This is a genomic window from Fictibacillus arsenicus, from assembly GCF_001642935.1.
In the GTDB taxonomy this organism is placed as follows: Bacteria; Bacillota; Bacilli; order Bacillales; family Fictibacillaceae; genus Fictibacillus; species Fictibacillus arsenicus_B.
Window position 1 is genome coordinate 2,949,360 of sequence record NZ_CP016761.1, and the last position, 19,066, is coordinate 2,968,425.

General features: G+C 36.4%; 16 protein-coding genes. All 16 read right to left on the minus strand.

Going from position 1 to position 19,066, the window contains the following annotated elements:
• Nucleotides 1-3: 3 nt before the first annotated feature.
• The 16 genes from ABE41_RS15120 to ABE41_RS15195 all read right to left on the minus strand — a co-directional run bounded on the left by ABE41_RS15120 (nucleotide 4) and on the right by ABE41_RS15195 (nucleotide 18,978).
• Nucleotides 4-777, minus strand: a complete 774-nt coding sequence (locus tag ABE41_RS15120) for an RNA polymerase sigma factor (RefSeq protein WP_066292002.1) — start codon at nucleotides 775-777, stop codon at nucleotides 4-6.
• A gap of 365 nt (nucleotides 778-1,142) precedes the next feature.
• Complete coding sequence (locus tag ABE41_RS15125) at nucleotides 1,143-1,517, minus strand: VOC family protein (RefSeq protein WP_066292008.1); 375 nt, start codon at nucleotides 1,515-1,517, stop codon at nucleotides 1,143-1,145.
• Between the two features lie 14 nt (nucleotides 1,518-1,531).
• On the minus strand, nucleotides 1,532-2,158 hold the full coding sequence (locus tag ABE41_RS15130; RefSeq protein ID WP_066292010.1) for a GyrI-like domain-containing protein: 627 nt from the start codon (nucleotides 2,156-2,158) through the stop codon (nucleotides 1,532-1,534).
• A complete protein-coding gene (locus tag ABE41_RS15135) occupies nucleotides 2,151-3,503 on the minus strand; it encodes a helix-turn-helix domain-containing protein (protein ID WP_066292014.1) in 1,353 nt (450 codons plus the stop codon). Before ABE41_RS15135 ends, ABE41_RS15130 begins: the two co-directional genes overlap by 8 nt.
• A 961-nt stretch (nucleotides 3,504-4,464) precedes the next feature.
• Nucleotides 4,465-5,097: a type 1 glutamine amidotransferase family protein gene (locus ABE41_RS15140; protein WP_066292020.1), complete on the minus strand. Its 633-nt coding sequence runs from the start codon at nucleotides 5,095-5,097 to the stop codon at nucleotides 4,465-4,467.
• 74 nt (nucleotides 5,098-5,171) lie between these two features.
• Entirely contained in the window at nucleotides 5,172-6,134 is a 963-nt protein-coding gene (locus ABE41_RS15145; protein WP_066292023.1) for a helix-turn-helix transcriptional regulator, read from the minus strand.
• Between the two features lie 190 nt (nucleotides 6,135-6,324).
• Nucleotides 6,325-6,648, minus strand: a complete 324-nt coding sequence (locus tag ABE41_RS15150; protein ID WP_066292026.1) for a hypothetical protein — start codon at nucleotides 6,646-6,648, stop codon at nucleotides 6,325-6,327.
• 111 nt (nucleotides 6,649-6,759) lie between these two features.
• The gene (locus ABE41_RS15155; protein ID WP_066292027.1) at nucleotides 6,760-7,410 is read right to left on the minus strand and encodes a DUF4937 domain-containing protein; all 651 of its coding nucleotides are present in this window, start codon (nucleotides 7,408-7,410) and stop codon (nucleotides 6,760-6,762) included.
• Nucleotides 7,407-7,928 carry a GNAT family N-acetyltransferase gene (locus tag ABE41_RS15160; RefSeq protein WP_066292029.1) on the minus strand — a complete coding sequence of 174 codons (522 nt, stop codon included), beginning with the start codon at nucleotides 7,926-7,928 and terminating at the stop codon, nucleotides 7,407-7,409. The genes ABE41_RS15155 and ABE41_RS15160 overlap by 4 nt, the downstream gene beginning before the upstream one ends.
• Before the next feature lie 244 nt (nucleotides 7,929-8,172).
• Complete coding sequence (locus ABE41_RS15165; protein WP_066292032.1) at nucleotides 8,173-9,777, minus strand: hypothetical protein; 1,605 nt, start codon at nucleotides 9,775-9,777, stop codon at nucleotides 8,173-8,175.
• Between the two features lie 402 nt (nucleotides 9,778-10,179).
• Nucleotides 10,180-11,160, minus strand: a complete 981-nt coding sequence (locus ABE41_RS15170) for a LacI family DNA-binding transcriptional regulator (protein WP_066292034.1) — start codon at nucleotides 11,158-11,160, stop codon at nucleotides 10,180-10,182.
• Nucleotides 11,161-11,179: 19 nt separating this feature from the next.
• Entirely contained in the window at nucleotides 11,180-14,641 is a 3,462-nt protein-coding gene (locus ABE41_RS15175; protein WP_066292036.1) for a glycoside hydrolase family 31 protein, read from the minus strand.
• A gap of 58 nt (nucleotides 14,642-14,699) precedes the next feature.
• Entirely contained in the window at nucleotides 14,700-15,968 is a 1,269-nt protein-coding gene (locus ABE41_RS15180; protein WP_066292039.1) for an ABC transporter substrate-binding protein, read from the minus strand.
• Nucleotides 15,969-15,989: 21 nt separating this feature from the next.
• Nucleotides 15,990-16,871, minus strand: coding sequence for a carbohydrate ABC transporter permease (locus tag ABE41_RS15185; protein ID WP_083207825.1), 882 nt, complete (start codon nucleotides 16,869-16,871; stop codon nucleotides 15,990-15,992).
• Complete coding sequence (locus ABE41_RS15190) at nucleotides 16,861-17,745, minus strand: carbohydrate ABC transporter permease (RefSeq protein WP_066292041.1); 885 nt, start codon at nucleotides 17,743-17,745, stop codon at nucleotides 16,861-16,863. Before ABE41_RS15190 ends, ABE41_RS15185 begins: the two co-directional genes overlap by 11 nt.
• A gap of 12 nt (nucleotides 17,746-17,757) precedes the next feature.
• Complete coding sequence (locus ABE41_RS15195; RefSeq protein ID WP_066292042.1) at nucleotides 17,758-18,978, minus strand: ROK family transcriptional regulator; 1,221 nt, start codon at nucleotides 18,976-18,978, stop codon at nucleotides 17,758-17,760.
• Between the last annotated feature and the right edge of the window lie 88 nt (nucleotides 18,979-19,066).

Below are 19,066 nucleotides of genomic sequence, written 5' to 3' on the forward strand. Positions count from 1 at the left end.
CTCCTAAATATCCGGCTTCAACAAGACCTTTCGTTTACAAACTCCTCGCTCTTCCTTTCTCTGAACGTACTGATGAATCGTGATACGAAGTCTTTCCTTTTGTACTTTTACCCTAGAGCGTGAGATGGTATTATACACATTTGCTTTGGTAGTATTAAAAAGCTTAGCAATTTCAAGTGGTGGAAGATCTTCAAAGAAGTATGCTTCAAAGAACGCTTTTTCACGTTTGGTCAAACACTTTAATAAGGTACAAATCCCCTCCACCACGCTTAACCGCATTAAATGTTCTTCAGGATTATCCTCTTGCGATCTTTTAGAAGCGGAAGAAGAAATAAAATATAAGATCTGGTCAATATCTCCCCAATCCACCATGGACGGCGAAAGCTGATTTTCTCTTCCTGCAGCTAATGAAGTTATTGAGCTTTCCATACGATAGCCGGCACTACGTACACTCATGTAAGCTTGATTGCGCACAATCTGTTTAAGCCAAGGAGTAAACCTATTCGTGTCTATAAGTGTGCCAATCTTAATAAAAGCTCTGTATAACGCTTCTTGAACAATGTCTTCAGCTAAAAAGGTATCCTTAGTGACAGAAAATGCCCAACCATGAGCTTTTGCCCGATGCAACCTCACTAGTTCATTGAAAGCTTCTTGATTCCCCTTTCTGGCCAGGTGGACCAACTTTTCTTTTTTCATCTCTTGAATCCTGGACTCGGATTCCTCATTATGCTTATTACTTAAGGCTTGCTCACTACCATCAGCGAGAATAACATTCATAAGAAATAGACTCCTTTCAACACCTCCACTACTAGAGATGCATTTGAAAACAAAAATCTATCAAAAATTTTAAATTTTTTTCTCTCTCTCACTCTTGATTAAAAGCTAAGATTTATTAATTGAATACATTTGGTAACTACAAGTGATTTTTCATGTTACAAACTTCGACAAAAAAATGGAAATCCATTTTAAAAAAATAGATAAAATAATTTTTTTAGCAACAAAAAGAGTGCATTTCTTATTAAAGAAATGCACTCTTTTTGTTGAATATCGCTTATCTATTGAACAGTAAAATTGTACTGTTCAGCAAGTCCATCTATCATAGTCCCTGTGTAATTATTGATAAAAACTAATGTATGAATACTTTACCAATGGGTTTGAAGCTTATTACCATTTGGGTCATAAAAGTTGAAATAAGCATGTCCTTTATCTTCTAGTATTTCCTCCACTTTAACACCATGATTAATTAGGTGTTGATGAAACTGAGATAACTCTGGACTGGTAAAGCCAATGCTAAAGGTAGGTTTATTATCAATTGTAAAATGTGCAAATGTTTCATCTTCAGTAGGGACTAAAATAATTAAAAAAGGTCCTTCATTAATTTTAAGAATTGCAAATGGATCATCCGTAATGGTTAATAATTCAAGCCCTAAAACATTTCCGTACCATTGTGCAGATTTCTCTAAATCTCTAACCGGGATTCTAATATAATGTACTTGTTCAATGAATGATTTACTCATCATTTACCTCTCCTTTATTTAATGGGATATAAAATATCAAAATCAAATGCCTGAATTTCACGAGCTGGCACTTCAAAAGGATTAAATGTGTCAAGACGATTCGGTTCAAGAGAAAAAGCACCGGTATCATGATTAATCTGATATCCTTCTTCTTTAATCCATTCACTTAAATAATGATATCTACGGTCCATCTCTGCTTTACTGAAACAACAGCATTCAATTTTCGCATACCTTCTTTCAGGTATGGTGAATCCTCTACACTCCTCAGTTGTATGAGTAATGTCACTCACTTTAACTCCTACCCAAAGGTCAATTGTTCCGTCTGATTTCACCATATTTCCCTGATCATAAAAGACAATTCCTTCATTTTCTTCGATTGCCATTGAATCATAAGAAGATAATAAATGGCTTAGTTTTTTCCAGCCTTTACGGACTTCCTGCCCTGCCTCAAAGTTTTCCATACGACCGTTTACTTTTATAGCTATCATTTTAAACTGTTCAATAATAACTGTTTTAACTTCTAGTTTTCTGCTTTTTTGATGCTTCTCTCGTTGCCCTAATAGAACTTGCAACGATTGTGGAGTTCGTTGAGGATGATAATCTTCTAAAGGAAACAGGTTTCTTACAGCTCTGTCACCCATACAATTTGCCCCTTTCTATAATAGGAATATAGATTCGCACACTCATGTTATTGTTAGCTGAACTTACTTGATATTGAGCAAACCACTGTTTAGAATCATCTAGAATATATTTTTCTCCACTTACGATCCACCGGTGCATAATTTCTAAAATACCCATAAGTGTTCCGTATGCCCTAGTTTCAATAACAGCAAATAATCCACCACCCAATACCTTTTGATTAATACTTTGAGTGTTCATATCTTCATGATTTAGATAATTGGTAATACCATATTCACCCCAATGCTCTAAGTCATTTTCAGAATCATAGTTGTATGACAAGTAAAGCTTAGCACTGAAATAGTCTATTGATGGCGTAGATCTTAGCCATTCAGATAAAGTTTTATCCGCCTTCACTAGGCAACCATGTCCGTAACTCCTACAATATGACACCCTAAAAGATTCTGTTTCCTCTACTGTAATCAGCTCGGGTCTTATCTGGCGGTCTAATGGCAAATATAGTTTCATTCGAACAAGTTTTTCATTAAAGGTAATATACTCTTCCAAATACGTATGTTTGCCTTCTTTAAACGAACTTTTAGGCAACCACTCTGAATACATTTGATTCCATAATGATAGAATACTGGCATCACTAGTTGATGGTGTTACCCCCACTGCAAACATGCCACCCTGAATAGTTTTAATAGGCATTCCGGCTATTGAATAAACAATAGGATCTTCAATAGATATCATGACTTCATATTCATATAATTGAGATTTCTTATCCAAAGCTTCATCGTATCCTATATTTCGTCCGAAAATCCTTATTTTTTTTTCATTTAAATCAGATGCTTGAACTAGGTATTGAACTACCGTAAGCGCTTCCTTTTCAATTCCATCTAAACGGTCTGCTCTATGTATATAACTTAATACCACCATGTCTTTTACTTGAATGACCTTTATGTCTGGGTATCTATCGAATAATTCACGTCCCTCTAAGTAATTAATCTTTTCATATAAATCAATTCGGTCAAAACAAAAAAACATACCCGAATCTTTATATACTTTTGGAGTAATTCCAACTACTTTCTTAAATGTCTTTGTAAAAGATGCCTGTGATTCAAAACCAACATGAATAGCAATATCCAAGATTGTACGATTAGAGTATTTTAGATGGTCTGAAGCGATGCTAATTCTTCTTTTACGCATGTAGTCTTTTACTGGATAACCAGTAAGAGAGTAAAACATGCGGTATAAATGTGGGAGTGACATGGAGGCTATTTTTGCAACATCTTCTAACTCTATTTTCTCTTCAATATTTTCTTCTAAAAAATCTATTGCTGCTTGAACACTAACTAAGTAATTCATTATTCACCACCTTTCATAAAAGAAAATTCGACGCAGATTGTGAAAGAATAGTTCTTTGATTGTAACTATAACAAAGATTCAGATTTTATTTTTGTCCTTTTTTATCAAAAACCCATTATTTCACAAACTTAGTATTTCTACTTAATGATTGATCTAAGTACTGCTTCGATTTACCAACAATACCTTCACAAACAAAAAAAGGGTGAAATATCACACCAATATCGCACCGGATCGTAATATAAGATTAAACAGAATTTCTGGTTGACCTTTCTGTTTAATAGTGGTTAAAAATGCTTTTTATTAAGCGGAACATCATTCTTGGAATTAAAGTTAGGATGTTCCATAGTAATTCAAATAATAATTCACTTCTGAATTCCCTGAATATACTTCTTATAGATCTCCTGCATCTCCTTCTTTTGCTCATTTTCATACTTTCTCCTACTCCATATGTTACTTTTCTCACCTTTATCCACTCTTGCTTATTCAACCATCCTGCACGTTTGTTCAATACGTTCAATAAAAAGTGCAGATCTCCTTCTTAGAGAAATGCACCCGATTGTTGAAGAACGAATCATAGTTTTTTAATAGAAAATATTAAATCATTAAATTCAGTATCGAATCCATATGAATTGCATTTATAAACTAATGAACCCTCTTTTTCGCTTATCGACATTCCTGAGGAGTATGATTGAGATTCTCTACCGTCACCTTCATCTCAAATATTATAAATACTCAATTTTACATCGTTTGTATGACATTTATAATGACTTCTTCTTGAGATGTGTCTTCCCACAACATCCCATAAAACCACATTTTCCAATCCCTTTTCATAATAGGCTTTATTAAAGACTTTCCGGGGTAGCATCAGGAAAATGTGGATTTACAACGATAAGGAAATTCCAAATTAAAAAGCCCAACTTCTCTACAAATCAAAATAGAGAAATGGAGCTTTTCAGTTACTTCATTTATTAATTGAATTCATTAACTGGAAGAAGTATTCAGGTTTATGAGTCTTATTTAGGTTATACCATGAATGTAATGCATCTGGTGTGAATACATCTATTTTTTTTAGTACCTCCATGGCAAATTCCAGAGGAGCTATTCCTGATGCGGTGACTAAATTCGCATCAGATACGGCAGATTCCAACTCATAAAACTTTTCTCCTTTGTAGTTAGGACATACCATTTTGGTATATTCCAAGTTATTACTTGTGTGCTTTCTAGTATCTAAGTATCCCCTATTCGCGAGGGCCTCAATTGCGCCACAAATTGCAGCAACAATGGTGCCAAGCTTTAAAGCCTGGCCGATTCTTTCCAAGATAGGCTGATGAATGTCTTCACTCCAAGTAGTTCCTCCCGGTAAAATTAAAAGATCTTTATTTTCAAAAGTACAATCATCAAGGGACATATCTGGTTTTATGCTCAGCCCTCCCATAGTCGTAATCATTTCTTTATTAGCTCCTACTGTCATTACTTTTAAAGGTGCTAAATCTTTTTTGAAATACCTTCCTGAGTTTAGTTCAGCTATTAAATATCCATATTCCCAGTCTGACATTGTATTAAATACATATAAAAAAACTTTTTTTGTTTGCATCCAATAACACTCCAATCACAATTGATATAGCCAGTATAATAAAACTTCCCTGACAGTTAGCGTCAGGGAAGTGATCATACTTCATGAAATTTTATTAATTCCGACAGAACTTCAACAAGTCTTTTCTTCAGACTGATCGGCTCAATCACTTTAATAGATTGATTGTACGGTAAAAGTAAATAAGGTACATATGTATGAATCACATCTTTTTCAAGAAGAAAAACGGCTTGATTTGAAGTCCGTTCTTGTAAATAATGTCCTATAAACCAATGTTGGCAAATATCATCCAATACACTTTTGTCCCCAGAAATAACCAAAGCAATAATCCCTTCCTTATCTTCTATAGCTGGAAGAAGATTTCTTGTAAAAAAGTCACGTGCTGAAAAATCTTCCGGCCGGTTAAACGTATTTTCGGTCAGCATTAGACTTTCAATTCGATCTACTCTAAAACTACGGATATCATTTCTAAGATGACAAAATCCAATCACATACCACTTATTATTCCAATAGATCATTCTGTACGGATCGACCAATCTATCATTTAATTGCTTTTCTCCACTTTTATGGTAAACAATTTTTACTGAGTACCCGTCAGCTACGGCCTGCTCCAACTCCTTCAAAAAAGGTTCCATAGAAAGTGAACGTAATCGACTGATTACTTCAAGACTCGTTAAATGTTGGTTTACCTTTGTTTCCTGTTCTTGATTTGAGTAGTTACTTAGTTTTGAAATGGCCCTATTTAGTGCCTCACCACCATAATATCCGGCTTCTTCTGCAAAAACAGCAGCGTGAAATAATGAAGTTTGCTCCTCAAAATCAAAAAATAGAGGAGCCTCAATAAAATTGTCCAATAAAGTGTATCCACCGTTATGTCCTGGTTCTGAAATTATAGGTACGCCACTTTTTGAAATTGTATCAATATAACGATACACAGTCCTTATATTCATCTCTAACTTTTCTGAAATTTGTTTTGCAGTAATTTTTTCACCTGAACGAAGCATCCATAGAATTGCTAACATATTGTCAATTTTAGGCATATAATTCCACCTCTATATCCCTATACATATATATAATTAATAACCAACTTACAATACCAATTATTTCAAATATTATAATATTGAGCAATCCCCTTATTCCATTAAATGGCCAGTTTCATAAAAAAGAGTACATTTCTTATTACAGAAATGCACCCGATTGCGGAATAAGGAAGTTAATACTAAGATTCATTTAAAAATGTATATTGATCATTTTTATTTCTGGTAACTTAATTTTGCATTCGTCTGCAGTATCCGATACTAGGATTTCATTTACTGGATCTTCAAATGTGATCCAATTTTCAGCAATGGGTAATAATGCTTGAATTATATCATTTTCATTTATTTCTGGTTGCAGATCCATCTCAACTTCAATGACATAAATACCTTCAATCTTCCAGTAGGGTTTTATAACTTGTTTAGAAATTCTTCTTAGTTTAATATGACCGAGAACCTTTCCTGCAATTTGCATAACAAAATCTTCACGTTTTGCTTCTACATACATCCTTAAAAACATTTATATCTCCTGTTCTTTAGCTTTATAAAAAAACTGCTTACATAACTCTGGAAAAGCACCCGATTGTGGAGCAAAGTTAAGTTAGTTAATTACTAATCCAAAATATGCATATCATATCTTAAGCTGTGGAATAACACTCCAAGTCTCTTCCAGTTTAAACTGTTCACCTTCTATGATTAAAGCATCCATTTTAGCATTGGATCTTCTTAATAATTCGGGAAGGATATTATCTACATAACTTTGATGGAAGCCCTCATTTTTCCATCCAGATAAAACAAGAAAACTATTGTCTTCTTTTATTGAACTTGCAAACATACCTCCTTGCATCCCTTCAGCGTTACTCATTCCTATGTTCCACACATTCCTTTGCATTTCCTCAAAGTGTTTCACTTTTTCATCTTTCACCTGTACAGTAGCAATTCGCATAAATTCAGTTTCACTTAGCAGTTGATTTATAATGTATTTGTTACTAGGAAAAGCGATTTTTTCAATAAATAATTGCACGTTTATTGAATAGTAGGTTTTACCTTGTCCCGAGTTAATGAAAATAGGATCGTGTACTTCTTTCATAAAATAATTATAGTGCTGCTCACTTACCCAAAAAGAGTAAATACAAGCTTTTAATTTATCAGTTTGGCTCCATCCTCCAAACTGACCTAAAAACCCTTTCACCCGATATAAAACTTCCCATTTTTGTTGATCTGTATAAAATTTGTCCTTATGTTCTTCTTTGACTTTACAACTAATACTTTTAATAATCATATGTTGTTATCCAGTTCCATTCCCATAATCACATAAGATTTCCCTGCGGCTCCGTTTGGTAAAAAAGGTTCTTTAATAACCTTCCAATTCAATGTTCTGTACAATGATTTAGCAGGGATATTATCTTGTTGTGTAGTTAGAATTGCTGTCTTGTTAGCGACATCTTCTAATAGCAAGTTAACTAAACGTCTCCCTATGCCTTTCTTTCTCTGAAAAGGATGTATAGCTAATTCCACAAATTCAAAACAGTTTTCGAGCCAATAAGTCACTTGTTCTGAAGTTAATGTATTTTCAAGCAATTCTCTGTAATACTGTCCTTTTAGAGAGTTATAACCATATGCAAAACCAATAATTTGTTCTTCATCATTCATTGCTATAATTGCTTTAAAACCATTATATGTTGAATGCTTCTCTAGTCGATTAATAATTACATTTTCATCTTCATTCCAAACACTACTATAAAGAGCTGCTATTCTTTTTCTCATTTTTTCGGAATTATCAAAGTTTATGATTTTCACAATAAATCCCCCTCAATCAGAAGTCCAACTCTAAACTATAATAGATTAACTTATTCCACAATCCTGCACGTTTGTTTAATAAGTTCCACAAAAAAAGGCGTTAATCCTTTTTAGATCAACGCACCTGATTGTTAAATAAGGAGAAAATACACATTAACCTTAGATCAATTGTAAAAGCTTGTTGAACAAGGTTGGTGTATTAATAACACTCCATTCTTTTTACTTGTAACACTCTTCTACACCTTCAAAAGAAATATTGCCATAAATCTATAATGGGACTGAATAAACTCATTATTTTATTCTGATTTTTATCACTTAACTGATAAAACAATGAAAAACCTGCAAAAATAGTTGCTGCTAATGATAATACAAACGTTATAATTGAAAGCCAAAAAGACCTTCTTCTTAGAGAATCGTTTGTTTTAATTTCGAGTAATTTAACGCTATCATCTATTATTTTTGCAAAGTTTTGAGAGTGTTCAAATGTTTTATCTACTATATATTTAGTGTTATCAACAATCATTTCTGATGCACTTGTACGATTATAACTATAACTAGGGTTTGATGGTTCAAATTCAGCTAATTTCTTTATTTGAGATTTTATTCTATTAAAATAGTCATCACCTATTTCATTTTTAAATCTTTTGAGAATTTGTAAGTTCCTCTCCAATTCATATCTTATATTTATTAATTTTTGATACTTTGGTCTTTCCTTTTTAATTGATGAAAAAGTTTTATTCTGTTGTATTGCAATTTTCTTACTGGTATCTACAGCATACTCCCTCATAACAATAATTGGAAGAAGTAACTCCGCAAATTCCTGTAACATATCAACAATCTGGAAGTCAAGTGAATGATACATTGGTTCTCGTTTAATTATTGAGTTACAAGTAACCTTCAATGAACTATCAATCAAATAAGGTTCCCTTCCTTCGGTAAATAATTGCCAGTAACCATCTTTAGATATATCGCTGAAAGGACTATAACTATCCATTCCAATAGCATTCCAGAAAGAACTTCTTTTCTCATTCTCAACATTTTTAAAAACACAAGAAGTTTGATTCAACTTGTAGACTTCGATCCCTGGAGGAATCAGTTTGTTTTTTGTGAAATACAAGGGAAAGAACTTACTAATTTCTTTCAATGTCCTCCATTTCAGTTCTACTATTAAATCTTCTAACATTTGGTTTTTCACAATATCATATGATAATCTTTTTCCGCCCCAAAATTTTAAAAAACTCTTCAATTTAAAATTAAATGAATGCCCAACTTTTATATCGCTCTTAATTAACTTGTTATATTCATTAGTAAACTCATCAGAAGGAGTTATTACAAACTGTAAAATAATTGAGGATGAAGATAAGTGTGTCCCTTGAATTTGTATGTATTTCACAAAATCCGAAACACTATCTTCCTTAGTCAGATCTAAATAACCGAAATTACTCCAACGACCTCCATGAATGCTCTGTTTCACCTCATTACAAAATTCATCAACTTGCTCAGCTGTTCCATATTGCAAACCAGCTGGATAACTTTTAATCAGTTTTTTAAGCCCTTTGTTCAATTTATTCACGTTCTCAATTGGTATATATTCAGCCACGTAAACAGATAATAAATCCAAATGAATGTCCCTTGGGATTTCAGATGTACTGTTTTTTTCTCTTTCCCAACCTTTAACATTAATTATTGCTGATTCTAATACTCTAGGAACGAATTTTGACTTTACTTTCCAATTCTCATCCAAAGGAATCTTTTTAATGTAAGGAACTATAAAATCAGTAATTTTCCTATCGAATTTTTCTTTTAAACTCAATCTATTACGACTGTATGGATTCTTTATTTCTACCATTTTTACCCCCAAGATCTTTATCAAATTCTTTCAGATATGTGCTACAATTTGAATTCAATACAAATTCTTCTTAAGTATTTATAATAATATGATTTCATTATTTCAAATCCAAATAATTCCTACAAGAATAAATAATAATTTTAATAATTAAAAGAAAAATTGTTTTCTTATTCCACAATCTGGCCCGATTGTTGAATAAAAGTGATTCAAATTAATAATCATTTTAGTATAGTTGAATTCTTTAAATTTGGGAGATCAACAAAAAATAGCTAGCTAATTTACATATATTTTTAGCTAGCTGTACGAATTCCTTTATTCTGTTTTTATTAAAGATCAGAACCTTTTAGCTTATATGAAAAAAATATAAAACAATATATTTGATATTTTCCTTACATCGTTTAATTATGTTGTTGTTCTATGAATCAAATGGAAGGATAAATTTGTTGGGTTCTTACTTTCTTCACCAGTGATTGCTTGAATCATTACTTTCATTGTCTGACTCCCCATTTTCTCAACTGGTTGAGCGACTGTAGATAAACCCAGCAGCTGCGCGAGAGGCTGGTTATCAAAACCAATGATGGCTAGATCTTGAGGAACCCGCCAACCACTATCTTTTGCTGCTTTTAAGAGTCCCGCAGCCACTTCATCACTCCCCGTAAAAATCGCTTCTGGTCTATTTTTTATCTGTTTTAATCGTAGAAACACATTCTTTCCATCTTCTATACTGATCGCATTGTACAAGTACCAGTCTTCATCGATTACTAAACTTGCTTCTTTCATAGCCTGTTCGTATCCTTTTCTCCGGTCTCTTGTTAACCTGGACCTTCTTTCACTTCCAGCACAATACGCTATTCTTTTGTATCCGCGGTCAATGAGATGTTTCGTTCCAAGGTATCCACCCTTCACTTGGTCTAAATAGACCGAAGGAACGTAAGCGTCATCATCGTATTCGTTACAAATCACGATAGGACCATCGTTCAAATACGGTTTAAAATGTCTCCATTCGTTTTCTATCGAGGTCAGAATTACGCCATCCACTTGTTTTGTTTTTAACAGCTCAAGAAACTTCTTTTCTTGTTCTTTGTTGTAATGAGTCTGACAGAGAATAAGTTTATACCCAAACTTTGCTGCCTCGTTCTCCATCACTTCTACCAGGTAACTAAAGAAAGGGTTCGTGATTCTTGGTACGAAAACAGCAATCGTATCCGTTTTGGTTTTACGTAATCGTTGCGCTGAACTATTAGGCACATAGTTTAATTGTTTCATTGCGTTTAATATCTTACGCTTCTTTTCTTCTGTAACGTAAGGGTGGCAATTCAAGACCCTTGAAACGGTGGTTCGAGATATTCCGGCAAGCTTTGCTACATCATGAATCGTAGCCATCTAGAACATCCATCCCTTCTTAATAGAGATAACCTAAATCACTTTTTTGAAGATCTTTGAATTTACAACGCTTATCGTTGATGGTGATATGACCATCTTGTGGAAATTGCAGTTCAATAAACAATAGTTTCAGTTCTGTAATCTCACTATCAACTGTTACCTCCCACTCCGTATTTACAAGGTTTGCTCTTACGCCGAGCTTTTGATTCAAGTGATCGGTGATAAAGATGTCCATCCCGTCCTCTAGGTAAATTTTCGCTAAAGGTTTTGTATATCCATCGATTTGGTTGCCGACATAAGAACCTAATCGAAGAGTCTCGTCTGTATTCGTTAAGAGAACAGATCCTTGTTTTACGTAAACAGGTATCGTATCAAGAGGTGCATTCACTCGTTTGAATTGTGGACCTACAATCGCCTCACCTGACCATAGACAATACCACTTGCCATCAGGAAAATAGACGTTTCGCTCCGTACTTCCCTCTTCAATGACAGGTGCAATAAGCAGATTCTCACCAAACATGTATTGATCAAACATCGTCTTAACACTAGAATCCTCTGGATATTGTAAACATAGAGCCCGCATCAATGGGATGCCTGAAATACTTGAGAGCCTTGCTTGATCATAAATATAAGGTAAGAGGTTCATCCTAACGTTCGCAAAGAATCGATATCCTTCAATCGCATACGGATTTCCCGTTCTCTCAGCAATGTTCCACGGTGTTCGGTCCTGGTTAAACTCTCCCTTACTCTCCGCATGATATTGCATGATTGGACAGAAAACAGCCATCTGTGCAGAACGAATGAAAAGTTCCGCTGTCGGGATATCTCCATTAAAACCACCTAAATCCCATCCCCAAAACGGAATCCCAGAAAGACCAGATGATAACCCAGCAATCAATGAACGCTGAAATGCTTCGAACGTGGAACGCTCATCACCCGCCCAATGGGCAGGAAAGTTTTGAGCGCCGGTATAACCCGCTCTACTGAACGTCATCGCGTCTCCTTTATGTTCTGAATTTACGAAATCATAGTACGCTTCCACATAGTCGTTCGGATATTGGTTTCGCATCACATCTCCCTTACGTCCATCAGAGAATATCAGGTCCTTACCAAAAACGAACTCACCACCATCAGTCTTAAAACCATCTACTCCTATATCAAGAAGATATTGTCGTTTATTAAACCACCATTCTTTTCCTTCAGAAGATGAAAAATCCATCAACATACTCTCTTTGAACCACCCTTCTGGCATACGATAAGGCGTCCCGTCATTGTTCTTTACCATGAATCCTTTTTGAATCATATAAGCTTCATCACTATCTTTTTGAGGATGATGCTGTCTGTTTAAGTATTTCATGATTGGAATCTGCCAAAGAATCAGTTTCAATCCGTTTTCATGTAGGTAGTCCGTGAGTCCTTTAGGATCTGGCCATCTTCCCCATTCAGGAAAATGAAAATCTTCATACCGATGATAGTCGCTTTCTTCTTTTACGGTATACTCCGCATCGTTAAAAATATAATACGTCGCTTCATCGCTCCACTGCTCTAACACTAGCACCGTAGAAGGAATTTTAAGCTCGTTCGTTAACTTCACCTGGTCTCGCACGACTTTATCTCGGTCCCAGTTGTTACTCGACATCCAAGGCCCGAATGCCCAAACTGGTGGAAGGATAGGTTTACCCGTCTCCAACGTAAACTGTTGTGTAACCTCACCGATTTCTCCTATAAACAAGTGCATCTTTAACGGTGTGTCTCCGAGATCACACTCGATCTGTAGAAGGTCATGAAGGTTATTTCCAAGATCAAACGCACTCCACCTCAAGGTATCGATCCACATACCATAACCCTTAGAACTGACGAAGTAAGGAACAGGCATGTAAGTTCGTGTTCCTTGATCTCGGTATTGGTTGTAGACGAAACAATCGAGTACGTTTCCTCTTTGATTCAACGAGTTATATCTCTCACCGAACCCATACAGTTTCTCTTCGTCTTTGAGTTTAAAGTTAAACATCAATTTGAATGAATCATGTTCGTCTGTCAGCCAGGAGATAGGATATAAATTTTTATCATAACTCTGTATCAGCGTTTTGCCACATGAATCTTTAAGTTCGATAGAGAAGAGATTCTTATGTAGTTCATACTGATACTTCGGTTGCGTCATGACATACCTATCACCAGAATCAATAACAAGAGAAGAATGAGTGATTTCTAATCCCTTTGGTTCTTCAAACTGAAGAGAGAGTGAAGAATGATTATGTTCTAACTGAAAACCTACATACAAAGATGAGTAACCTAAAAGGTCTTCCCCTTTAAACCAAACTGTTTTCTCTAAATGTCCGATATAGTGAACCGACTTTATGGCGTTCGTTTGTAATGGATAGAAGTGATGTGTTTCACTAGTCGCTACCTCTACACCATCTTTTAAGGCTTTAAATTCATACGAAACGTCTTTCGTAAAACTCCCTATATTTGCCTTCCACGTCGTTCCCTTCTCCTTGATGCAGGGAACCACTTTTACGTCTTCTCCACTTCTTACCGATACATAAAGTTTATCGATATCATTCGGCCAGATCTCAGCACACACGGTTACGTCTTGCTCTACTTGAGGCTGTTTAGGGAACCGTTCAAAGGGTTGCGGCTCATAATGGTTTCCATGTCCGTATGGATTATGGATGATCTGGTACGACGTACTAAGTTTCAGACTCTCATCAAGATAGTATTTAACGATGGCGAGCAGACTCTCAGTTAGTAAGTATTCTTTATCGTTTTTCGTTCTATTATTTGTCTCTTCAAAATAGTGTCTCGCTTTTTTCGTATCGCCTTTTTCCGTAAAATAAAGAGCCAGCCAAGCACAGCTCGCAGAGGAATGTACGTTGTCTCCTGGTGTCGTAAACACTCCTTGATCGGATACGAGTCTAGATTCAATTTCTTTCACAGCTTCGACCATGATCAAGTCTTCTGGTGAGAATAGACCAAAAGGCATTACTGTCGCGAGAAGGTCTGTTGAGACCGTTTGTTTGTTTAACGAACTGATTAACATCCCACCGTTTAAGCCTTGATCAAAAAAGTAATCTCGAATCTCTGTGAGGTCTTCCTGTAGGTAGTTCTCACCTAGTTGTTGTTTAACGGCTAATAACGCAGCGTACGTAATTCCTAAATTAGAGAAATAAACATCCTTCTCCTGACTATTCATGAATAAGTTATATTGCGGAAGTTGCCACGTGTTCCTTAACGTCTCGACGATAGCCTCAATCTTCTCTTGATGTATAAGTGTGAGATCATGTCTTCCTATTCTTTTATCATGCTGAACAACAGACCAGACCCAGCTAGCCAGATAATAGATCGTCTCTTCTGTCTCGCTCGGTTGGTAGTCGTTTAAAAGTTTTTCAGAGGCATCAAAATTGTTTTTTAACTGAAGAGCATGTGCTTTTATAATAGAAGAAAAAGCGATAAATGGTTTATCTGTGTCTTGTAGAATCATCTTATCTCTCCTGTTACAAAGATACAGCCAAGAAAATTCTTGGCTGTATCTTTTTGTTTTATTTTTTGATCAAAGTGTTTAATTCTTTCTCCACATTTTTTAAAGCTTCTTCAGGTGTAGCCTGACCGAGCTTTACTTTATCTAGCTCTTTACCAAACATATCCGTCATCTTGCTCCATTCTTCGATCACTGGTGGAACAACTAACGTATCAAGTGCTTTAAAGACAACATCTCTGCTCTCTGGTGGTGATTTTTCTAAATAACCCTTTACAAGAGCGTCGTTCGATACAGCAGGAAGTTCCCACGCACTATCGATTCTGATCTTCGCAGCTTCCTCAGAGCTACTCATGAACTGTGCCCATTTCCAAGCCGCTTCCGCGTTCTTCGTTTTCTTTGAAACCGCGAGTCCGTTCGCGAAGAAGTGATGTGCTTTTTGTGTGTTTCCCGGCTCTAATGCGATGTCCCATTTAAACGGTACATCTTTAAAACCATCAAACATCCAGATCCCTGTACGAAGCATTGCGATCTTGCCGGCTTTAAACAAATCTTCATTTGCCTGACCTGACATCTCTTTTTCCGTTGGAGTCACATGGTATTTGTTCATCTTATCCATCATCCATGTTAAAGTCTCCACGTTTTCAGGGCTATTTACGGTTACTTCTGTCTTGTCTTCATTTAGAATCGAACCGCCATTTTGTGCGATCGTCTTATAGAATTCCCAAAACTGAACAGGTGAGTACGTACCCCAAACACCATTCTTTTTATCCGTTAGTTTCTCAGCTGCCGCTAACTCTTCTTTCCACGTCCAGCTGTCGTTCGGATACTCAACACCCGCTTTATCAAAAAGATCTTTGTTATAGAAAAGGACAACATTTGAGAAACTTTCTACCATTCCGTACTGTTTGCCATCATACTGAAAAGCTTCATACGCTTTTTTGTTGATACTATCTGGATTAAAGTTCGTATCTTTTTCGATAAGTGGATCGAGTTCTAAGAGCGCTCCTTTAGAAGCGTAACTCACAAAGTTCTCATAGTTCAGTTCAAACACATCCGGTGCGTTGTTCCCAGCTATCTGTGTTTGAAGTTTTGTAAAATAATCATCGAAAGATGCCAGTTCATAATCCACTTTGATTTTTGGATTCTTCTTTTCAAAAGCAGCGATCATCGCTTTTAGTTCATCTTCATGATCTTCACCTGGTGAGAACGCAAAGTACTTAAGTGTTACAGTTCCGTCTTTACTTGTACCAGTAGATTGGTCAGAACTACATCCTGCGATAATCCCTATCAACAGAACGAGAATAATAGCCCAAATACCCGATTTTTTCATGTTTATACCCCTCATCTTTTTTTATTTGATCCCACTTAATGTAATCCCTTTGATAAAGTATTTCTGAGCGAATAAATAGACAGCTAAGATCGGAATGACACTAATCACAACACCAGCCATTAATAGATTCCAATCTGTTGCCCACCTCCCTTGAAGAATTGAAAGTCCAAGCGGCAGTGTCATCAAATCTTGATTACTTACGATGATCAACGGCCATAGAAAATTGTTCCACGATTGCATGAACGAGAAGATGGCTAATGTCGCAAGAGCCGGTTTTGATAATGGCAAGATGATCTGAAAGAACACTCTAAAATGACTGGCTCCATCGATAAATGCCGCTTCTTCTAACGATTTTGGTATTCCTAAGAAAAACTGTCGTAATAAAAACGTGCCGAATGCGTTAAATAAACCTGGTAGAATCAAACCTTGATACGTATCTAACCAGCCGAGATATTTCATCAAGATGAACTGAGGTGTCATCGTGACCTGCATCGGGACCATCAGTGTCGCAAGATAGATAAAAAATAACGTATCCCGTCCTTTAAAATGAAGCCGTGAGAAAGCGTAAGCCGCCATCGAACAAAGAAGCAATTGCCCGAGCGTTGAAGTGACTGCTACGAAAAAGCTGTTGAACAAGAACTTCAAGATCGGGAATGATTCGGCTACTTGTGCGTAGTTGATGAATGTAATCGTCTCCGGTATGAACTGTGGAGGAAGCGTCATCGTTTCTCCTTGATCTTTAATCGATGTTGATAACATCCACAAAAAAGGGATGATCATGATGAGTGCACCTAGACTGATCGTGGTGTAGAAGACAATCTTTTTCAGCCATTTTCTCTTGTTGAGGGAGATGACGGGTTGTGTTGTTTGTTTTTTCGTGACGACCGTTACATCACTGTTCATAATCGACCCACCTCTTTTGTAGTCTGTTTTGGATCAGGGTAACAATAAAGATGATAAGGAAGAGTACCCATGAGACCGCTGAGGCATAGCCCATTTCAAAATAACGAAAAGCATGGTTGTAAATCTTTTGAACAAGGACCGTTGTCGAACCGGCAGGTCCACCTTCAGTCATGATCATGACCTGGTCAAACACTTGAAACGAATTGATCAACGAGATAATAAGTATGAAAAAAGTCGTAGGTGTAAGAAGTGGAATCGTGATGTGAAGAAACTTCTTTAACGGTGAAGCCCCGTCGATTTCAGCAGCTTCATAGTACGTTTCCGATATATTTTGTAACCCTGCTAGAAATAAGACCATAACAAAGCCTGTATCTTTCCAAACACTCGTTAGTACAATAGCGATCATCGCCCATTGTGGATCTTGTAGCCAGTCAGGACCGACAAACCCAAACCAAGATAAAAAGTAGTTAACCAGACCATAAGCTGGGTTGAAGAGCCATTTCCAAATGAGGGACACGGCCACCCAAGACGAAACAACCGGGATGAAATAAGCTGCTCGGAAGAAAGCTCTTCCTTTCATGTTCTTATTTAAAAGCATCGCGATACCAAGAGCTACAATCAATACGGTTGGTAAGTAGGCGATTATAAACAGAAGCGTGTTCTTTAGTGCAGACCAAAATTCTGTGTCTTCAATGATTCCTTTATAATTATCAAAGCCGATAAACTCAGGAGTTGATAATAAATCCCACTTCGTAAAACTAAGTCCCAGGGATGTGAGTATAGGGATACCAATAAAGACGAGAAATCCGATAAAGTTAGGTAACAGGAAAAAACTGATGACTAGCCATTTTTTCCAACCTTTATCCCCTACCATCATTATCCTCCTTTACTTGATTAAGAGTTCTGATTCCTCATATAACGGAACTTGGAACAGCTGGTTGATCGCAAGGAGAGCAGCACCTTGCACCCATGCATCGTCACCGAGTTTAGATAACTTGATCTGGGTTTTACAGTTCGCGTTTGAGAAAAAATTTTGATCAGCGAGTTTAAGTGCATAAGGAAGGAAGAAATCTTTTGCGATCATGCCCTCTCCGACTAAAACGACCATCGAAGGGTTGAAGCTGTTGATCGCACTTACCATGCCAACGCCAATGTTCTTACCAAGCCTCTTTAAGAGTTCGATCGCTAAATCATCTCTTTTCGTTGCCGCTTGATAGACTTCAGAAAACGAGAAGTCTTCATCTAATAGAGTGTTTGCATATTGAGCTTTTAGATAGTTTCCTTCTATGGCTAAGAAGGGTTCAGATGCATACATCTCAAGGCACCCGTTCTGACCGCAATGGCATTTATAACCGTCGATGTTGACGATGATATGCCCAAATTCTCCTGCCCCGCCATGTTCCCCGTAATAAAGTTGATTGTTGATTACAATCCCTGTACCGATTCCCGCTCCGACGGATAGACAGATAAAGTTCTTGTGCAGACGACCGATACCTAGACAATACTCCGCCAACGTGTAAGCGTTTACATCGTTATCAATAAAAATAGGAACATTATAGCGTTCTCTAAGTTGTGCACATAGGTCGATATCCTCCCAACTGAGAAGAGTCGATCGTAGGACCTTTCCATCCTTACGGCTAATGAGTCCAGAAGAAGCGATTCCGATTCCTAAAATGTATTCATTTGTGATTCCGAACTGGAATAATATTTCTTCAATGCCTTGCTGTATCGTGTTAAGAACGACTTCAGGCGAACTTCCTTTGATGAAAGAATAATGTTTTTTTAAGAGGATGGTAGCTTTTAAGTTTGTGAGGGCAATGATGACTTGTCTTTCTTCGATCTTAATGCCGAACGTGTAGCCGAAATTGTCATTCAGCTCTAAGAGGATGGGACGTCTGCCGCCTGTTGAAGTAGCGGTTCCAACCTCATAAACCAAGTTGTGCGTAATCAAGTCTTCCACAATATTGGTTACAGTCGATAAGCTGAGCTTTACTTTCTTTGATACATCTGTTCGACTAATCGGGCCGTTAACCCGAATGTTTTCGATCACGAGTGCACGGTTGATATCTTTGATTAGATTCCGATTCCCTATACGTAATTTATCCATAATCATACCTTTCCTTTATTTTCTAATTATGATTATAACTTCCTTTATTCAGTGAAGCAAGTATATATTTTGATTTTTCTGACATTTA